This is a genomic window from Streptomyces sp. NPDC002144 (genome assembly GCF_053593695.1).
In genome coordinates, this window is sequence record NZ_JBSFDB010000013.1 from 197,314 (window position 1) to 214,345 (window position 17,032).

Here is a 17,032-nt window from a genome sequence, read left to right on the forward strand (position 1 = left end):
AAGTGATCCGGGGTACGAGAGGGTGCGGGCTCACGCCGGGGTCTTGGCCATTGCCAGGGCGTGCAGGAAGCGCAGCAGGGTCATCAGGACGTCCCGGCTGGAGGCCCGGCGGCGGGCGTCGCACTCGATGATGGGGATCTCGTCCGGCAGGTCGAGCGCCGTGCGGAGTTCGCCGATGGGGTAACGGGGCGCGTCGGGGAAGGTGTTGACGGCGACGACGAAGGGCACCCCGCGTTCCTCCAGCCGCCCTATGACGTCGAAGCTGACCTCCAGGCGGCGGGTGTCGACCAGCACCACCGCGCCCAGCGCGCCGTCGAACAGGCCGTTCCACAGGAACCAGAAGCGTTCCTGGCCGGGGGTGCCGAAGAGGTACAGCACCAGTTCGTCGGTGATGCTGATGCGGCCGAAGTCCATGGCGACGGTGGTGGCCGTCTTGGTCTCCGAGCCGAAGTTGTCGTCGACGCCGATGCCGGCCTGCGTCATGGTCTCTTCGGTGGTCAGCGGCCTGATCTCGCTGACGGAGCCGACCATGGTCGTCTTGCCGACGCCGAATCCGCCGACGATCACGATCTTGACCGCCGCCGCGGCCGTGTGCGGCAGCTGGTCCTCGGTGCGTGGGCCGGGGATGGTGTCAGAGCCTTTGAAGTCCATGCATCACCGCTTCGAGGAGGGAACGGTCGGCGACGGACTGGCGCACGATCGGTGCGCGCGCCGTCACCAGGCCGGCCGCCAGCATGTCGGTGAGCAGGACCGTCATCACGCTGAACGGCAGGTTGAGATACGCCGAGAGCTCGGCCACGGACAGGGGGGTGGTGCAGAGCCGGAGCAGCGCCGACTGCTCGGGCGTGGCGGACGGCGGGGGGTCGGCGCGCGCCACGATTAACGTGACGAGGTCGAGGTCCGCGTCGCGCTCGCCGTCGCCGTCCGGCCCGGCCACCACGAACAGCCGCTCCGGTTGTCTCGGGGTGCCGGGTGGGGCCGGCGGTGGCGACGGTTGTTCCTTGAAGCGGCGCCGCCGGCGTTGCGGAGGAGTCATACGGTCTGCCCGTTGCGTCGGGGTGGACTGGTCAGATGGGCACCGATACGGGCGACCAGGTCGGACATCCGGTTGCTCATCAGGCCGGGTTCGGCGAACGTGTCGGAGAGCACGGCGAGGTAGGCGTTGGCGCCCGCGGCCATCAGGTAGAAGTAGCCGCCGTTGATCTCGATGAGGACCATCTTCATCTTGCCGTCGCTGTTGGGGATCTCCTGGGCGACCGCGCTCGCCAGGCTCTGCAGGCCGGCGCAGGCCGCGGCGACGCGGTCGGCGGTGTCCGGGTCACCGCCGTAGCGGGCGATGCGCAGTCCGTCGGCGGAGAGCACCACGATCATCTCGATGCCCGGTACGCCGTCGTGCAGGTCCTTGAGCAGCCAGTCGAAGTTGGCGCGCTGCTGGATCACTTGAGGTCTCCCTCGTCATCGGCCTCGGCGCGGGCCGGTCGGGTTCGCGGTTGGAGTGTGAGCGGGTCGGGCTTGTCCTTGAGGCCGTTCCAGAACGCCTCGACCCAGGCGCCGGGTGCGGGCTCGTCCTTGACCGGTTCGGGCTCGGGCTTCGGCGTCGACCAGACGGTCGGCCGGCCCTCCCGTTCGGCCCGTTCGATGGCCTCCTGCTCGGCGATCCGCTGGCTGAGCGGGGTCTTGACGCGGCTGCGGCGCTGCGGCAGCCCGCCCGCGGTCCACTCGGTGACCACGGGGACGTCGTCCTCCATGGAGACCGCGGCCGGGTACTTCGGGCTGGTGGGGCGCCGCTTCTTGGGCGGGCGCTGGGGGCCTTCGAGCGCGTCGTCGGCCTTGGGCGCCGCGGCGGCGCCGATGCCGTGCGCGAGTCCGGGCGCGGGGTCCTCGGTCATCATGTCGCGCGGCACGATGAGGACGGCGCGGACGCCGCCGTAGGCGGAGGAGCGCAGCGAGACCTGCATGTTGTACGCCGTGCACAGACGGCCGACGACGGCGAGGCCGAGGCGCGGGGACTCGCCGAGGTCCTGGAGGTCGGTGCCCTGCTTGGCGCGCTCGAGCATGCCCTCGGCCCGGGCGCGGGCCTCCTCGCTGAGGCTGACGCCGGCGTCCTCGATCTCGATCGCGACCCCGGTCTGCACCTCGCTGGCGGTGACGTGCACCTTGGTCTGCGGCGGCGAGTAACGGGTGGCGTTGTCGAGGAGTTCGGCGGCCGCGTGGATGACCGGCTCGACGGAGACGCCGTTGATGTTGACCTTGGCGATGGAGTCCAGGCTGATCCGGCGGTACTCCAGGATGCGGGACATGGCGCCGCGCAGCACGCTGTACAGGGGGACGGGTTCGGGCCACTGACGGCCGGGACGGCCGCCGCCGAGCACGGAGATGGAGTCGGCGAGACGGCCGATCAGCATGGTGCCGTGGTCGATGCGCAGCAGGTCGTCGAAGACCTCGGGGTTGCGGCCGTGGTCCTCCTCCATCTCGCGGAGCTCGCTGGCCTGCTGGTGCACGATGGCCTGGACGCGCCGGGCGACGCTCACGAAGGAGCGGGCGGCCGAGTCGCGCAGGGCTTCCTCGTGGTCGACGATGTCGACCATCTGCTGGACCAGGGCCGCCTGCGCCGGGGTGAGGTCGCGGTACGACGGGTCGACGTCGCCCAGGCTGCGAATCACCTCTCTGGGTGAAACGCCGATGCGCAGCTGGTGGATCGCGGCGGGCGTGATGTCCCGGCCCAGACGCACCAGTTCGCGGTCGTGCGCGGCCACGCGCTGTTCCAGGTACGCGATGTGACGGGTGCTCTCCTCGCGCAGGGCCCGCAGACCGCGGCCGCGTCGTACCGCTTCGGCCGCCGTCGCGATCACCAGGAGGGTGGCGACGCCGCCGCACCAGCCGACGGCGACCCTGGCGGGCTCGGTCACCGCGGCGACGGCGGCGCCGGTCGCCGCGGCCATCGCTATCGCGGGGAGCAACAAGACGCGCGCGTAGGGAAGTTCTCGGCGCCCGGGCGGGGACTGAACACTCACCATGTAGGCCCTCTGAAACGAATCGACTGGGAGTCGCGCATATGGGGAACAAGCGCACGAATATGGTTCAACTCGGTGCGCTGCGGGCGAGCTTAGTCCGACCGGATCATCGCCGTGTCATATTCAGCAAGCACCTGAAACCGGGCACGGGACCGGAGTACTCTCGGCCCCATTTGCACGCTGAGCCCCCGATCGCACACGGTGCGTGACGGCGTACGGGCGTACGAAGTTCACTCACCGTGGCGGGTGAAGATCCCCCTCCGGGGCGGCCGTTCAGACCCCGGCGATGCGCAACGCGGCGTCCGCCGTCGCCTCAGCGAACACCGACACCGGCCGCTCGGGCTCGGAGCGGTGCACCAGGATCACGCCCTCGATCAACCCGAACAGCAGGTCCGTACGGAGATCGAGCTCGCTCTTGGCGAGCGCGCCGCCGGCCGGGGTGGCGGCGAGCAACTGCCGGTAGGCGTCCTTGAGTTCGGCGCGCACGGCATGGAACCCGGCGAACCGCTCGGTGCGCACCTCGGGCAGCAGATACAGGCCGCCGAGGTTGTGCGGGCCGCCGCACAGCAGCTCGACGTCGGTACGGCACAGGTCCCACAGCCGCTGCTCGGCGGGCCTCGCGTCATCGGCGAGGAGGCGGCGGGCGTACGTCAGCGAGGGCGTGACCGTGGACTCCAGCAGGTCGGCGAGGAGTTCCTCCTTGCCCGAGACGTAGTGGTACATCGAGGCCTGCCGCATGCCCGCGCGCTCGGCCACCGCGCGGGTGGTGGTGGCCGCGTAGCCCTGGGTGGTGAACAACTCGGCCGCCGCCGCGAGCAGTTCGTCGCGCGGCGAGAGCCCGCTGTCCGGCCGCTGCGCGGCCCGGGGCCTGCCGACCCGGCGCCCACCCGTCGTTCCCATGCGTTCGATCCTCGCACACCACCTGGTACGACGGCCCCCGGGGCGATCTTGGTGAGGGCTCGGTAACCGACCGGCAACACGTGGGCAATCCCGGCGACCCGACCGCCTCCTAATTTCTGTCGAGCGACAGAAATGACCGGAGCAGCACTAACCGGAAGAGACGATCCAGGAGCCGGAGGACTCGCGATGGCGACAGCGACCACATACGGAGCCCGCGACCACGCGCGCGCCCAGGAGGGCACCCGTGCCGAGACCATGCCCGTCGTCCCGGCCGCCGACTGGCCGAACCCGCCCTGCGAGGCCGGCCATCTGGTGTGGGCCGAGACGGTGGCGGGCGGCAACTACACGCACCGGGTGCTGGCCCGGGGCACCGAGCTGCGCCTGACCGACCTGCGCGGCGACGCCTGCGCGCATGTGCTGCTGTACGTCGCGGGCCGCCCCTGGGAGCGGCTGAACGTGGCCGACACGGTGAAGGTGCAGTGGAACGCCTACCTCGGCGAGGGCCGGCTGCTGCTGTCCGACCAGGGCCGGGTGCTCGCGTCGGTGATCGCCGACACCTCCCACCGCCACGACGCCCTGTGCGGAACCTCCACCCTCGCCCGCAACACCGACCGCTACGGCGACGGCACCCCGCAGTCCGACTCCCCCGCCGGCCGCGAGCTGTTCAAGCTGGCGGCCGCGAAGAACGGCCTCGAACCCCGCGATCTCCCCCCGTCCCTCTCCTTCTTCCAGGGCGTGGAGATCCGCGACGACGGCACCCTCGACTTCACCGGCTCGACCGGCCCCGGCGGCAGCGTCACCCTGCGCGCCGAGCAGGACCTCACCGTGCTGATCGCCAACGCGCCGCACCCCGCCGACCCCCGGGAGGAGTACGTCAGCACCCCTCTGGAGGTCCTGGCCTGGCGCGCGGCACCGACCGCGCCGGGCGACCCCCTGTGGGAGGCCACTCCCGAGGGCCGCCGCGCCTTCCTGAACACCGCCGAATTCCTCGCCGCGAGGGGGCTCGCATGAGCGCGAACACGACCACCAGCACCAGCACCAGCACCAGCACCAGCACGCCGACCCCCGTACACACGACCGTCGTTCCGGCCCGTGCGGCCTGGTCCTCCGTGATCCGCGCCGGTCAGACGCTGACCATCACCGACCTGCACGGCAACCAGGCCGTCGACTTCCTGGCGTACGACGCCCACGACACCTCGGTCCGCTACAGCGCCCCCGACACCGTCCAGGCGCAGGGCGGCATCTTCCTGACCACGGGCAGCGTGCTCATGAGCAACGAGTACACCCCGCTGATGACGGTGGTCGAGGACGAGGTGGGCCGGCACGACACGGTCGGCGGCGCCTGTTCCAAGGAGTCCAACACGCTCCGCTACGGCCACCACACCTGGTCACAGCACGCGTGCGTGGACAACTTCCTCGCCGAGGGGGCCAAGCACGGCCTCGGCAAACGGGACCTGGTCTCCAACATCAACTGGTACATGAACGTGCCGGTCGAGAAGGACGGCACCCTCGGCATCGTCGACGGCATCTCGGCACCGGGCCTGAAGCTGACCCTGCGCGCCGAACGCGACGTCCTGGTCCTCGTCTCCAACTGCCCCCAGATCAACAACCCCTGCAACGGCTTCGAGCCGACCGCCGTGGAGATGACGATCGCCGGAGCCGTCCGATGACCTTCGACACGCTGCTGGTCGCCAACCGCGGCGAGATCGCGGTCCGGATCATCCGCACCGCCCGCGAACTCGGTCTGCGCACCGTCGCCGTGTACTCCGACCCGGACCGCTCGGCACCCCACGTCCGTCTCGCCGACCAGGCGGTGCGGCTCGGCCCGGCGCCCGCGAAGGACTCCTACCTCGACGCCGACCTGGTGCTGAAGGCGGCCAAGGACAGCGGCGCGGGCGCCATCCACCCCGGCTACGGCTTCCTCTCCGAGGACGCCCTGTTCGCACGGCGGTGCGAGGAGGCCGGGATCGTCTTCGTCGGCCCGACCCCGGAGCAGCTGGAGCTGTTCGGCGCCAAGCACACCGCCCGCGCGGCCGCCGAGGCGGCGGGAGTGCCGCTGGCCCCGGGAACAGGGCTGCTGGGATCGCTGGAGGAGGCGCTGAGCGAGGCGGCCGCCATCGGTTATCCGGTCATGCTCAAGGCGACCGGCGGCGGTGGCGGCATCGGTATGTCGGCATGTCGATCAGCGGACGAACTGACCGACGCCTGGGACCGGGTGCAGCGCGTGGCCGCCGCCTCCTTCTCCTCGGCCGGCGTCTTCCTGGAGCGCCTGGTGGAGCACGCCCGCCATGTCGAGGTGCAGGTCTTCGGCGACGGCGACGGCGGGGTGGTCACCTTCGGCGACCGCGACTGCTCACTCCAGCGCCGCAACCAGAAGGTCCTGGAGGAGGCCCCGGCCCCCGGCCTGCCCCCACACGTCCGCGTGCAACTGACGTCCTCAGCCCGCGACCTGTGCGCCTCCGTCGGCTACCGCTCCGCCGGAACCGTCGAGTTCGTGTACGACGCCACGCGCGAGGAGGCCTACTTCCTCGAGGTCAACACCCGCCTCCAGGTCGAACATCCGGTCACCGAGGAGATCTACGGCGTCGACCTGGTCGCCTGGATGCTGCGCCTGGCCCGCGGCGAACGCGACGTCGTGCGCGAACCCGGCCCGCCCCGCGGCCACGCCGTCGAGGCCCGCCTCTACGCCGAGGACCCCTCGCGCGAACACCGGCCCAGCGCGGGCCTGTTGACCAGGGTCGAGTTCCCTTCGGGGGTACGCGTCGACGGCTGGGTGGAGACCGGTACCGAGGTGACGACGTCGTACGACCCGATGCTCGCCAAGGTGATCGCCTACGGCCCCGATCGCGCCCATGCCCTGCGCCGCCTGGACGAGGCGCTGGCCCGCACCCGCGTCGACGGCATCGAGACCAACCTGGGCCTGGTCCGCGCGGCCCTGGAAGACGAGGGCTTCAAGGCGGCCCGGCACTCGACGGCCACGCTCGCCTCGGTGAGCGACCCGACCCCGCGCATCGAGGTGGTCTCCGCCGGCACCCTCACCACCGTGCAGGACTGGCCGGGCCGCACCGGCTACTGGCAGGTCGGTGTGCCGCCGAGCGGCCCCATGGACGACCGGTCCTTCCGTCTCGGCAACCGCGCGCTGGGCAACGAGGAGGGCGCCCCCGGCCTCGAATGCACCTTGCGGGGACCGTCGTTGCGGTTCACGCACCCGACGACCATCTGCGTGACCGGTGCCCCGGCCCCCGTCACGGTCGACGGCACGCCGGTCGCGCAGTGGGAACCGGTGACCGTGCCCGCGGGCGCCGTACTGGAGGTCGGCGCGCCCGCGCGGCACGGCCTGCGGACCTACGTCCTGTTCGCCGGCGGCCTCGACGTCCCGGCCTTCCTGGGCAGCGCGAGCACCTTCACCCTGGGCCGCTTCGGCGGACACGGCGGCAGGGCGCTCCGGACGGGCGACGTCCTGCACGGAGGGACGGTCACCGAGGGCGCCCCGGTCACCGAACGCCCGGACTTCACGGCCCTCTGGCACATCGGCGCCGTCGAAGGCCCGCACGCGGCACCGGAGTTCTTCACCGAGGACGACATCCGCGACTTCTACGCCGCCGACTGGAAGGTCCACTTCAACTCCGCCCGCACCGGCGTCCGCCTGGTCGGCCCCAAGCCCCGCTGGGCCCGCACCGACGGCGGCGAGGCGGGCCTGCACCCGTCCAACATCCACGACACCCCGTACTCGGTCGGCGCCGTCGACTACACCGGCGACATGCCCGTGCTGCTGGGCCCGGACGGCCCGTCCCTGGGCGGGTTCGTGTGCCCGGCGACCGTGCTGAGCGGCGAGCGCTGGAAGCTCGGCCAACTGCGGCCGGGCGACACGGTGCGCTTCATGCCGGTGAACGTGGACGGCTCGGCCCGCCCGGAGATCGTGGACGGCGGCATCCTCGCCCGCGACGGAGACGTGACGTACCGCCGCAGCGGCGACGACAACCTGCTGGTCGAGTTCGGTCCCATGCAGTTGGACCTGGCCCTGCGCATGCGGGTGCACGCCCTCATGGAGGCGGTGGCCTCCGAAGGCCCCGAGGGCATCACGGACCTCACCCCCGGCATCCGCTCCCTCCAGATCCAGACGGACCCGACCCGCCTGCCCCAACACGAACTCCTCGCCGCCGTACGCGAGATCACGGCCACCCTCCCGCCCACCGACGAACTCGTCGTCCCCTCCCGCACCGTCCACCTCCCCCTCTCCTGGGACGACCCCGCGACCCGCGAGGCGATCGCGCGCTACATGGCCGGCGTCCGCGACGACGCCCCCTGGTGCCCCTGGAACATCGAGTTCATCCGCCGCGTCAACGGCCTCGAGTCGGTGAACGAGGTCTACGACACGGTCTTCGCCGCCGAATACCTCGTACTCGGCCTGGGAGACGTCTACTTGGGCGCCCCCGTGGCCACCCCGCTCGACCCCCGGCACCGCCTGGTGACCACGAAGTACAACCCGGCCCGCACCTGGACCGCCGAGAACTCGGTCGGCATCGGCGGCGCCTACTTGTGCATCTACGGCATGGAGGGCCCCGGCGGCTACCAGTTCGTTGGCCGTACGACCCAGGTGTGGTCGGGATGGCAGCAGCGCGGCGCGTTCGAGCCCGGCTCGCCCTGGCTGCTGCGCTTCTTCGACCGGATCAAGTGGTATCCGGTGGACGCGGACGAACTCCTCGACCTGCGTGCCGACATCACCTCCGGCCGTTTCGTGCCGCGCATCGAGGAGGGCACCTTCTCGCTGGCCGAGTACCAGGCCTTCCTCGCCGACAACGCCGAGTCCATAAGCCAGTTCAGGGACCGGCAGCAGACGGCCTTCGCGGCGGAGCGGGACGCGTGGGAGGCGGCCGGCGAGTTCGCGCGCGCCGAAGCGGCCTCCGCACCCGCGCCCTCCCCTGCCGAGGTGACGGTCCCGGCCGGAGGACGTCTCGTAGAGGCCGAATTCGCCGCCTCCGTCTGGCAGTTGAACGTGCGGCCCGGTGACGAGGTGACGGCCGGACAGCCGCTCCTCGCCCTGGAGGCGATGAAGATGGAGTCCAGGGTGCACGCGCCGATGGCCGGTGTGGTGGCGGAGATCCTGGCCAGGCCCGGCGACCAGGTGGAGGCGGGGACGGCACTGCTGGTCCTGGCCCCGGCCACGAACTGAACGCTCCGGCCGACGAACCGAAAGAGGCACACACCATGTCCGCTCTCTCCCGAGTCCGCGCCGCCTACGCCCGCATCGAGGCCGTGGACCGCCCCGAGATCTGGATCGACCTGCGCCCGCAGGAAGAGGTCGAGGCGGAAGCGCGAGCCATCGACGCACGCACCGCCGCCGGCGCCCGACTCCCGCTCGCCGAGCGCCTGTTCGCCGCCAAGGGCAACATCGACGTGGCGGGCCTGCCCACCACCGCGGGCTGCCCGGCGTACGCCTACCACCCGGAGACCGACGCCCCGGTCGTCGCCCGGCTCCGCGCGGCCGGAGCGATCGTGCTGGGGACGACGAACCTGGACCAGTTCGCGACCGGCCTGGTGGGCACCCGCTCCCCCTACGGCGCCGTACGCAACGCCCACGACCCGTCCCGCATCAGCGGCGGCTCCAGCTCCGGCTCGGCGGTCGCGGTGGCCCTCGGCATCGTGGACCTCGCCCTCGGCACCGACACGGCGGGCTCGGGCCGGGTCCCGGCCGCCTTCAACGGCATCGTCGGCCTCAAGCCGACCCGCGGCCTGGTCCCCACGGAGGGCGTGGTCCCCGCCTGCGCCTCCATCGACTGCGTGACGGTCTTCGCCCGCACCCTCCCGGAGGCCGAACAGGCCCTGTCCTTCATGACCTCCCCACCCGCCCGCGAACTCCCCGCCCTCCCCCAGCGCACCCCCGGCCCCTGGCGCATCGCGGTCCCGGCACCCGGGCAACTCGGCGAACTGGACGAGGGCTGGGCGCAGGCGTACGAGACCGCGGTGGAGCGACTGCGCACCGCGGGCGCCGACGTACGCACCCTGGACCTGACGCCCTTCACCGAGGCCGCCGCGATGCTGTACGAGGGCGCCTTCGTCGCCGAGCGCTACACAGCCGTAGGAAGATTTGTCGACAAGGCGTCAGTCGACGGCGTCGAGGGCCTCGACCCCACGGTCGCCGGCATCATCACCCGCGCCCGGGACATCCCGGCCCACCAGCTCTATGCCGACCTCGACCGCCTGGCCGCCCTCCGCTCCCGTGCCCTCGCCGAACTCTCCGACGCGGACGCCCTGCTCCTGCCCACGACCCCGGGCCACCCGACCCTCACCGAGGTCGTCGCCGACCCCCTCGCCTCCAACGCCCGCCTGGGCCGCTTCACCAACTCGACGAACCTCTTCGATCTGGCCGCGGTCGCCGTCCCCGCAGGCTCGGTGGGCGGCCTCCCCTTCGGCGTGATGCTGATCGGCCCGGCCTTCACGGACGAACGCCTGGCGAGGATCGCCGCGATGCTCCAGCCGGAAACCCGGCTGGCCGTGGTGGGCGCCCACCTGACGGGCCAGCCCCTCAACCCCCAACTCCTGTCCCTGGGCGCCCGCCTGGACCGCACCACCACCACGGCCCCGGTCTACCGCCTGCACGCCCTGCAGACGGACCCACCGAAGCCGGGGCTGGTGCATGTGGGCGAGGGCGGAGCCGAGATCGAGACAGAGGTGTGGCGCCTACCGGCAGAAGGGCTGGGCCAACTGCTGACGACGCTCCCCCGTCCCATGGCGCTGGGAGAGGTGGAATTGGCGGACGGTACCCGAGTTCCCGGCTTCCTCTGCGAGCCGGGAGCACTGGCGAACGCCGAGGACATCACGTCCTACGGAAGCTGGCGGTCCTATCTGAACAGACGGGAACAGCAACGCCCCTAGGGGCGCGGGGCTGTGTTGAATGTGCGGCTACCGCCGCGTGGGCGCGACCAGCCACAACAAACCGCACCCGCCAACGAATCGGTCACCCCACCGACGAGTAGGCCACAACCCCCCGCAGCAACAGATCAACAGCCTTTCGCGCGTTCTTGGCCACGGTCGAGCCCTCGGCAGAGACAGGCGCCGCCGCCGAAATCTGACCCAGCACGTCGATCACCTGCTTGCACCACCGCACGAAGTCCCCCGCCGGCATCTCCGCCTCCCGCAGCACCTCGTCCAGCCCCTTCCCGGAGGCCCACATGTACGCGGCCCAGGCGAAGCCGAGATCCGGCTCCCGCTGCCCGACCCCCTCGGTCTGTGTGATCCGGAAGTCCTCCTCGAGCGCGTCCAGCCGCCCCCAGATACGCACCATCTCGCCGAGCGCGGCCTTGGCCTTGCCCGACGGCAGCTTCGGCGCCATCGCGTCGTCCCCGACCCGCGCCTCGTACACCAGCGCCGAGACGCAGGCGGCGAGCTCCGCGGGACCGAGCCCTTCCCAGACGCCCTCCCGCAGGCACTCGCTGGCCAGCAGGTCCAACTCGCCGTACAGCCGCGCCAGCCGCTTGCCGTGTTCGGTGACCTCGTCACCGCGCAGATAGTCCAGCTCGGTCAGCAGCGCCACGATGCGGTCGAAGGTCCGCGCGATCGTGTTCGTCCGGCCTTCGATGCGCCGCTCCAGCTGCGAGGTGTCCCGCAGCAGCCGGTGGTACCGCTCGGCCCACCGCGCGTGGTCCTCACGATCGCTGCACCCGTGGCAGGGGTGCGCCCTGATGGCGGTGCGCAGGCGTGCGATCTCCCGGTCGTCGGCCGCCTGCGACCGCTTCTTCCGCGCGCGCTCCGGCGGGATGTGCCCGGCCTTGGTGCGCAGCGCGGACGCGAGGTCGCGGCGCGACTGGGGCGAGCGCGGGTTGAACGACTTGGGGATCCGCATCCGCTCCAGCGCCTCGACCGGCACCGGGAAGTCCATCGAGGCCAGTCGCTTGACCTGCCGCTCGGCGGTCAGCACCAGCGGTCGCGGCCCGTCGTGGTGCTCGAAGCCACGGTGTCCGTTGGACCGTCCGGCCGGCAGCCCGGGGTCCAGCACCAGGGCCAGACCGGCGTACTTGCCCGTCGGCACATGGATGACGTCTCCCGGCTTCAGCTTCTCCAGCGCCACCGCGGCCTCGGCGCGCCGCTCCACGGCTCCCTGCCGGGCCAACTCGGTCTCGCGGTCCTTCAGTTCGCGGCGCAGGCGGGCGTACTCCTCGAAGTCGCCGAGGTGGCAGGTCATGGAGGCCTTGTAGCCCTCCAGGCCCTCCTCGTTGCGCTGCACCTGCCGGGAGATCCCGACGACGGACTTGTCGGCCTGGAACTGCGCGAACGACGTCTCCAGCAGTTCGCGGGAGCGGTGCCGCCCGAACTGCTCCACCAGGTTGACCGCCATGTTGTACGACGGCTTGAAGCTGGAGCGCAGCGGATAGGTGCGCGTGCCCGCGAGGCCCGCCAGGTGGTCGGGGCTCATCCCGCGCTGCCACAGCACGACGGCGTGGCCCTCGACGTCGATGCCCCGTCGGCCGGCCCGGCCCGTCAACTGGGTGTACTCGCCGGGCGTGATGTCGGCGTGCTGCTCGCCGTTCCACTTGACGAGCTTCTCCAGCACCACCGAGCGGGCGGGCATGTTGATGCCGAGCGCGAGCGTCTCCGTGGCGAACACGGCCTTCACCAGGCCGCGGACGAACAGCTCCTCGACGACCTCCTTGAACGTCGGCAGCATGCCCGCGTGATGGGCCGCTATGCCCCGCTCCAGGGCCTCCAGCCACTCGTAGTACCCGAGGACGTGCAGATCCTCGGTGGGGATGGACGCGGTGCGCTCCTCGACCAGGGCGCGCACCCTGCCCCGCGCCTCCTCGTCGTTGAGCCGCAGGCCGGCGTACAGGCACTGCTGTACGGCCGCCTCGCAGGCCGCACGGCTGAAGATGAAGGTGATGGCGGGCAGCAGGCCCTCGGCGTCGAGCCGCTCGATGACCTCGGGACGCCCCGGTGTCCACACCCGCGAGCGCTGGCGGCGCTCCCGCTCCCGGTCCGCCTCGCGCATGGCGCGGCCGCGCCTGCGGTCCTGGTACGACGGCCGGCTCGCCTCCATGCGGGCCAGGCGCGTGAGGTCGGGGTTGACGGCCTTCTTGCTGCCCTCGCCCTCCTCGAAGAGGTCGTACATCCGGCGTCCGGCCAGCACGTGCTGGAACAGCGGCACGGGCCGGTGCTCGGAGACGATCACCTCGGTGTCGCCGCGGACGGTGTCCAGCCAGTCGCCGAACTCCTCGGCGTTGGAGACGGTCGCGGAGAGCGAGACCAGCGTCACCGACTCGGGGAGGTGGATGATCACCTCTTCCCACACGGCTCCGCGGAAGCGGTCGGAGAGGTAGTGCACCTCGTCCATGACCACGTAGCCGAGGCCGAGGAGGGTCTGGGAGCCGGCGTACAGCATGTTCCTGAGGACCTCGGTGGTCATCACGACCACCGGCGCCTCGGAGTTGACGCTGTTGTCGCCGGTGAGCAGACCGACCTTGTCCGCTCCGTAGCGGCGGCACAGGTCGGCGTACTTCTGGTTCGACAGCGCCTTGATGGGTGTCGTGTAGAAGCACTTCTTGCCCTGCTGCAGGGCGAGGTGGACGGCGAACTCGCCCACGATCGTCTTGCCGGAGCCGGTGGGCGCGGCGACCAGCACGCCCTTGCCCGCTTCGAGTGCCTGGCAGGCCTCGATCTGGAAGGGGTCCAGGCCGAAGTCGTACATCTCGCGGAAGGAGGCGAGCGCGGTGGCCTGCTCAGCAGCGCGCCTACGGGCAGCCGCGTACCGCTCGGCCGGTGAGAGGTCCTCTGTCATCGTGCTTTCGAGCGTACCGGGCGCCACTGACAACAGGACGATCATTATCCGGAACCTTGGCCGTCAAACACCGAGAGGCGCCCGCGTCCCGGTGGACGGTGGGCACCTCTCGGACCGTGTTCGACGGGCGGGCGCTCAGGTCACGTCGTCGTAGCCGTTGACCCGGTCCGTGGTGGCCTGCTCGGGCAGGGCCCGGCTGGCCGAGACGGTCTCGACCTCGCCGATGTCCTCGGGGGTGAGGTCCAGGTCGGAGGCCTCGTCGTCGGCGGGGCCCATCTCCTCACGACGGCGCTTGCGCTTGTCGTTGAAGATCGAGAACACGACCGCGCCGAAGTACAGCACCCAGATCGGTCCGGCCAGGGCCAGCATCGACAGCGGGTCCGTGCTGGGCGTCGCGACCGCCGCGAAGACCGTGATGCCCAGGATCATGGCCCGCCACCAGCCGAGCATCCGCGTGCCGCTGAGCACCCCGGTGAGGTTGAGCATGATCAGCAGCAGGGGGAGCTCGAAGGAGAGCCCGAAGACGATCACCATGCGCGTGACGAGCTGGAGCAGGTCGTCGAGCGGGAGCAGGTTGCTCACGCCGTGCGGGGTGAAGTCGATGAGTACCTTCGCCGTGGTCGGCAGGACCTTGTACGCGAAGAAGGCGCCGCCGAAGAACAGCGGGACGCCGGTGCCGACGAACGCGTAGGCGTACTTCTTCTCGTGCTTGTGCAGACCGGGCGCGACGAAGGCCCACAGCTGGTACAGCCAGATCGGCGAGGCGAACACCACACCGGCCATCAGGGACACCTGCAGGGCCAGCGTGAAGGGCGCCAGCAGACCGTTGATCGTGATCTGGGCGCACGGGTGAGAGCTGGACTTGGACTTGGCCAGCTGCTCGAAGGTCTCCCCGCACCCGACCGAGTCGAGGACCGGCTTGGTGAGGAAGTTGATGATGTCGTTGTAGAAGAAGGCGGCGACGATCGTGATCACGACGATGGCCAGCATCGCCTTCGCGAGCCGGTTGCGGAGCTCACGAAGGTGGTCCGCAAGGGGCATCCGCCCCTCGGGATCCTTCTCCTGTTTGCGGGCAGACTTGGGCAACCCACGTCCTCATCTCGTGCGGCAGGCCGGAGGTGTCCGGCCCTGCATCAGGCCTTGGTGGAGTCCGTCGGCTCGGTGACCGGGCGCGAGCTGGTCACGTCGCCGGGGGCGGCCTGGATGGTGCGCTGAGCCGGGGGCTGCTCGCCGTTGTTCGGCGGGCCGGCCGGGGTGGCCGTGCTGTTGCCCTCCTCCTTCATCGCCTTCGCCTCGCTCTTGAGGATGCGGGCGGACTTGCCGAGCGAGCGCGCCATGTCGGGAAGCTTCTTCGCGCCGAACAGCAGGACGATGACGACGAGGATGAGAATGATCTCGGGGGCGCCGAGCCTTCCGAACATAAGTCTTTACCTTCTCACCGAGGCGGCTGGGGTGGGGTGCTGTCTGTCCGGCCGGTCGGACACCTGTCCGATCGACCGTGTTGCCAGCGATCGTAACGCTCAGGGGTAAACGTGAGGCAATCCCCGTGCGTACTCCCGGTCCGCGGTCCGGGCCTCGTTCTCCGGGCCGCGACCAGCAGCGTACCCGTCACGGTGGCTCCGGTGACAGGTCGAAGTGACCCAAACCGCCTGCGGCACAGGACTCACAGGGCTCGCGCAGCGGCACTCACAGGGAGTCCACGGCCCGGGCGGTGCTCACCGCCGCCCGCTCCAGGTCCTCGGCGGCCCGGTTGATCCGCCGCGCCGAGTCGCTGACCTGCCTGCCCAGACGCTGTGCCTCCACAAAGACCCGGACGGCGAACACCCCCAGGACGGCGAGACCCAGAAAACCCATGGCTACCGCGAACATCGGCCAGAACATGACGCCGAGACTAGACCTTTCTACGGCGTGTGCAGCCGCAGGGTCCTGACCCCGCCGCCGGTGAGCAGTTCCACGATCCGCTCCCCGGCCGGCTTGCGGACCGCGGCTCCGCAGTCCGGGCAGGTGAAGGAGTAGAACGTGGAGCGGCTGGTGGCGCCGATGGCCAGTCTCAGGGCGTTGGCGGTGAGCTCGAAGCTGCCCCGGCAGTCCGGGCAGCCCGCCTTGAACACCACCGGGGCCACACTTCTCATCCCGACGAAGGCGGCCGCCACCGACATGCCCCGCACACCCGACACCGACGACTCGCTCACAGCCCTTGCTCCCTTGTCCCTGGTCGTTCGCGTCCGGAGCGCCTCGGCCGAAGCCGAGGGGCGACCGTGCCCCACCCTTCGGGCGCTCACCCCCCAGCACCGGCGCCCCTCCGGCTCACTCCCGACTGTCGTGAACCGAGTGCTCCTGATCCGCGCTCTGCGCCTCGACCCCGTCGTACGCCGCCAGTGCCGCCCGGGCCGCGCGGCGGGCGCTGGCGGCGAGGTCGGGCGGGGAGACGATCCGGCCGTCACGGCCCAGCCGCAGGGCCAGCCGCCGCAGCGACGCGGGGTCGGGGGTACGCAGGGTAATACGCAGCCCGCCGTCCGGAAGCTCATCGGCGCTGTCGTGCGGGTAGTACTCGGCGACCCAGCGGCCGCCCGGGCCGACCTCGACGACGACCTCCGGGTCCTCGGCGGCCGGCTGGACCAGCCCCTCGGACAGGTCCCTGAGCTCGATCTCGGGCGGCGCGGACGGCTCGTCCAGGATCTTGATCTCGGCGACCCGGTCGAGCCGGAAGGTGCGGCGCGCCTCGGAGCGGCGGCACCAGGCCTCCACGTAGGTGTGCCCGACGCTGACCAGGCGGATGGGGTCGATCTCCCGCTCGGTGACCTCGTCGCGGGCCGGTGAGTAGTAGCGGATCCACAGCCGCCGGCGCTCGGAGATGGCCCGGTCGACGTCCGCGAAGACCCCGCCCTCGGACTCGAAGGTCACCGACAGACGGGCGCTGGCCCCGGCCGCCTCGCCCGCCGCGGTCTCCACCTTGGCGGTGGCCCGCAGCAGCGCCTGCCGGTCACTCTCGCGCAGGCCCGGCAGCGTGGACACCGCGCGGGCGGCCACGAGCAGCGCGGTCGCCTCGTCGGCGGCGAGACGCAGCGGCTCCGCGGTCTCCTCGCCGAGGGCGGCCGGGTTGTGCCACCAGATGCGCTCGCCGTCGGTGTCGATGTCGAGGAGATCGCCGCCCCGGAAGCTGGTGCCGCACATGGGCAGCACGTCGAGGTCGGAGACCAGCTCGTCCTCGGTGATGCCGAAGGCGCGCGCCACGTCCTCGACCCTGGCCCCGGGGCGCTCCTTCAGGTAGGTCACCAGGGAGAGCATCCGCCGGGTCTGGTCGATGGCGTTGACGGGCCTGACCGGTTTGCCTGCCACTGTCCTG

15 protein-coding genes are annotated in these 17,032 nt (G+C 71.3%); 4 read left to right on the forward strand and 11 right to left on the reverse strand.

Annotated elements, in window-relative coordinates; genetic code table 11:
• Positions 1–30 precede the first annotated feature (30 nt).
• The 5 genes from ACWCQ1_RS21595 to ACWCQ1_RS21615 all read right to left on the reverse strand — a co-directional run bounded on the left by ACWCQ1_RS21595 (position 31) and on the right by ACWCQ1_RS21615 (position 3,914).
• Positions 31–651: a GTP-binding protein gene (locus tag ACWCQ1_RS21595; protein WP_133045004.1), complete on the reverse strand. Its 621-nt coding sequence runs from the start codon at positions 649–651 to the stop codon at positions 31–33.
• A complete protein-coding gene (locus ACWCQ1_RS21600; RefSeq protein WP_133045005.1) occupies positions 632–1,036 on the reverse strand; it encodes a DUF742 domain-containing protein in 405 nt (134 codons plus the stop codon). The genes ACWCQ1_RS21595 and ACWCQ1_RS21600 overlap by 20 nt, the downstream gene beginning before the upstream one ends.
• Positions 1,033–1,440, reverse strand: a complete 408-nt coding sequence (locus ACWCQ1_RS21605; RefSeq protein ID WP_133045006.1) for a roadblock/LC7 domain-containing protein — start codon at positions 1,438–1,440, stop codon at positions 1,033–1,035. The genes ACWCQ1_RS21600 and ACWCQ1_RS21605 overlap by 4 nt, the downstream gene beginning before the upstream one ends.
• Positions 1,437–3,017: a sensor histidine kinase gene (locus ACWCQ1_RS21610; RefSeq protein WP_451027134.1), complete on the reverse strand. Its 1,581-nt coding sequence runs from the start codon at positions 3,015–3,017 to the stop codon at positions 1,437–1,439. Before ACWCQ1_RS21610 ends, ACWCQ1_RS21605 begins: the two co-directional genes overlap by 4 nt.
• 270 nt (positions 3,018–3,287) lie before the next feature.
• Complete coding sequence (locus ACWCQ1_RS21615; protein ID WP_133045008.1) at positions 3,288–3,914, reverse strand: TetR/AcrR family transcriptional regulator; 627 nt, start codon at positions 3,912–3,914, stop codon at positions 3,288–3,290.
• 186 nt (positions 3,915–4,100) lie between these two features.
• Between ACWCQ1_RS21615 and ACWCQ1_RS21620 the strand changes: the two genes are divergently transcribed.
• From ACWCQ1_RS21620 to atzF, 4 genes are read left to right on the forward strand one after another with little or no spacing between them, the layout of a single operon-like run.
• Positions 4,101–4,925, forward strand: coding sequence for an urea amidolyase associated protein UAAP1 (locus ACWCQ1_RS21620; protein WP_451027135.1), 825 nt, complete (start codon positions 4,101–4,103; stop codon positions 4,923–4,925).
• Positions 4,922–5,584, forward strand: a complete 663-nt coding sequence (locus ACWCQ1_RS21625; protein WP_133045010.1) for an urea amidolyase associated protein UAAP2 — start codon at positions 4,922–4,924, stop codon at positions 5,582–5,584. Before ACWCQ1_RS21620 ends, ACWCQ1_RS21625 begins: the two co-directional genes overlap by 4 nt.
• Entirely contained in the window at positions 5,581–9,087 is a 3,507-nt protein-coding gene (locus ACWCQ1_RS21630) for a 5-oxoprolinase/urea amidolyase family protein (protein WP_358604294.1), read from the forward strand. The genes ACWCQ1_RS21625 and ACWCQ1_RS21630 overlap by 4 nt, the downstream gene beginning before the upstream one ends.
• Before the next feature lie 35 nt (positions 9,088–9,122).
• Positions 9,123–10,790: an allophanate hydrolase gene (gene atzF / locus ACWCQ1_RS21635; RefSeq protein WP_451027136.1), complete on the forward strand. Its 1,668-nt coding sequence runs from the start codon at positions 9,123–9,125 to the stop codon at positions 10,788–10,790.
• An 82-nt stretch (positions 10,791–10,872) separates the two neighbouring features.
• Here atzF and ACWCQ1_RS21640 read toward each other — a convergent pair whose 3' ends face one another.
• The 6 genes from ACWCQ1_RS21640 to ACWCQ1_RS21665 form a co-directional block, all read right to left on the reverse strand.
• The gene (locus ACWCQ1_RS21640; protein WP_451027137.1) at positions 10,873–13,731 is read right to left on the reverse strand and encodes a DEAD/DEAH box helicase; all 2,859 of its coding nucleotides are present in this window, start codon (positions 13,729–13,731) and stop codon (positions 10,873–10,875) included.
• Between the two features lie 90 nt (positions 13,732–13,821).
• On the reverse strand, positions 13,822–14,772 hold the full coding sequence (tatC, locus tag ACWCQ1_RS21645) for a twin-arginine translocase subunit TatC (protein WP_133045014.1): 951 nt from the start codon (positions 14,770–14,772) through the stop codon (positions 13,822–13,824).
• A gap of 47 nt (positions 14,773–14,819) precedes the next feature.
• Complete coding sequence (gene tatA, locus ACWCQ1_RS21650; RefSeq protein ID WP_133045015.1) at positions 14,820–15,107, reverse strand: Sec-independent protein translocase subunit TatA; 288 nt, start codon at positions 15,105–15,107, stop codon at positions 14,820–14,822.
• A gap of 265 nt (positions 15,108–15,372) precedes the next feature.
• Complete coding sequence (locus tag ACWCQ1_RS21655) at positions 15,373–15,567, reverse strand: hypothetical protein (RefSeq protein WP_208781302.1); 195 nt, start codon at positions 15,565–15,567, stop codon at positions 15,373–15,375.
• Positions 15,568–15,587: 20 nt separating this feature from the next.
• Entirely contained in the window at positions 15,588–15,878 is a 291-nt protein-coding gene (locus tag ACWCQ1_RS21660; protein ID WP_451027138.1) for a hypothetical protein, read from the reverse strand.
• A 115-nt stretch (positions 15,879–15,993) separates the two neighbouring features.
• Positions 15,994–17,025 carry a helix-turn-helix transcriptional regulator gene (locus ACWCQ1_RS21665; protein WP_358604282.1) on the reverse strand — a complete coding sequence of 344 codons (1,032 nt, stop codon included), beginning with the start codon at positions 17,023–17,025 and terminating at the stop codon, positions 15,994–15,996.
• Positions 17,026–17,032 lie beyond the last annotated feature (7 nt).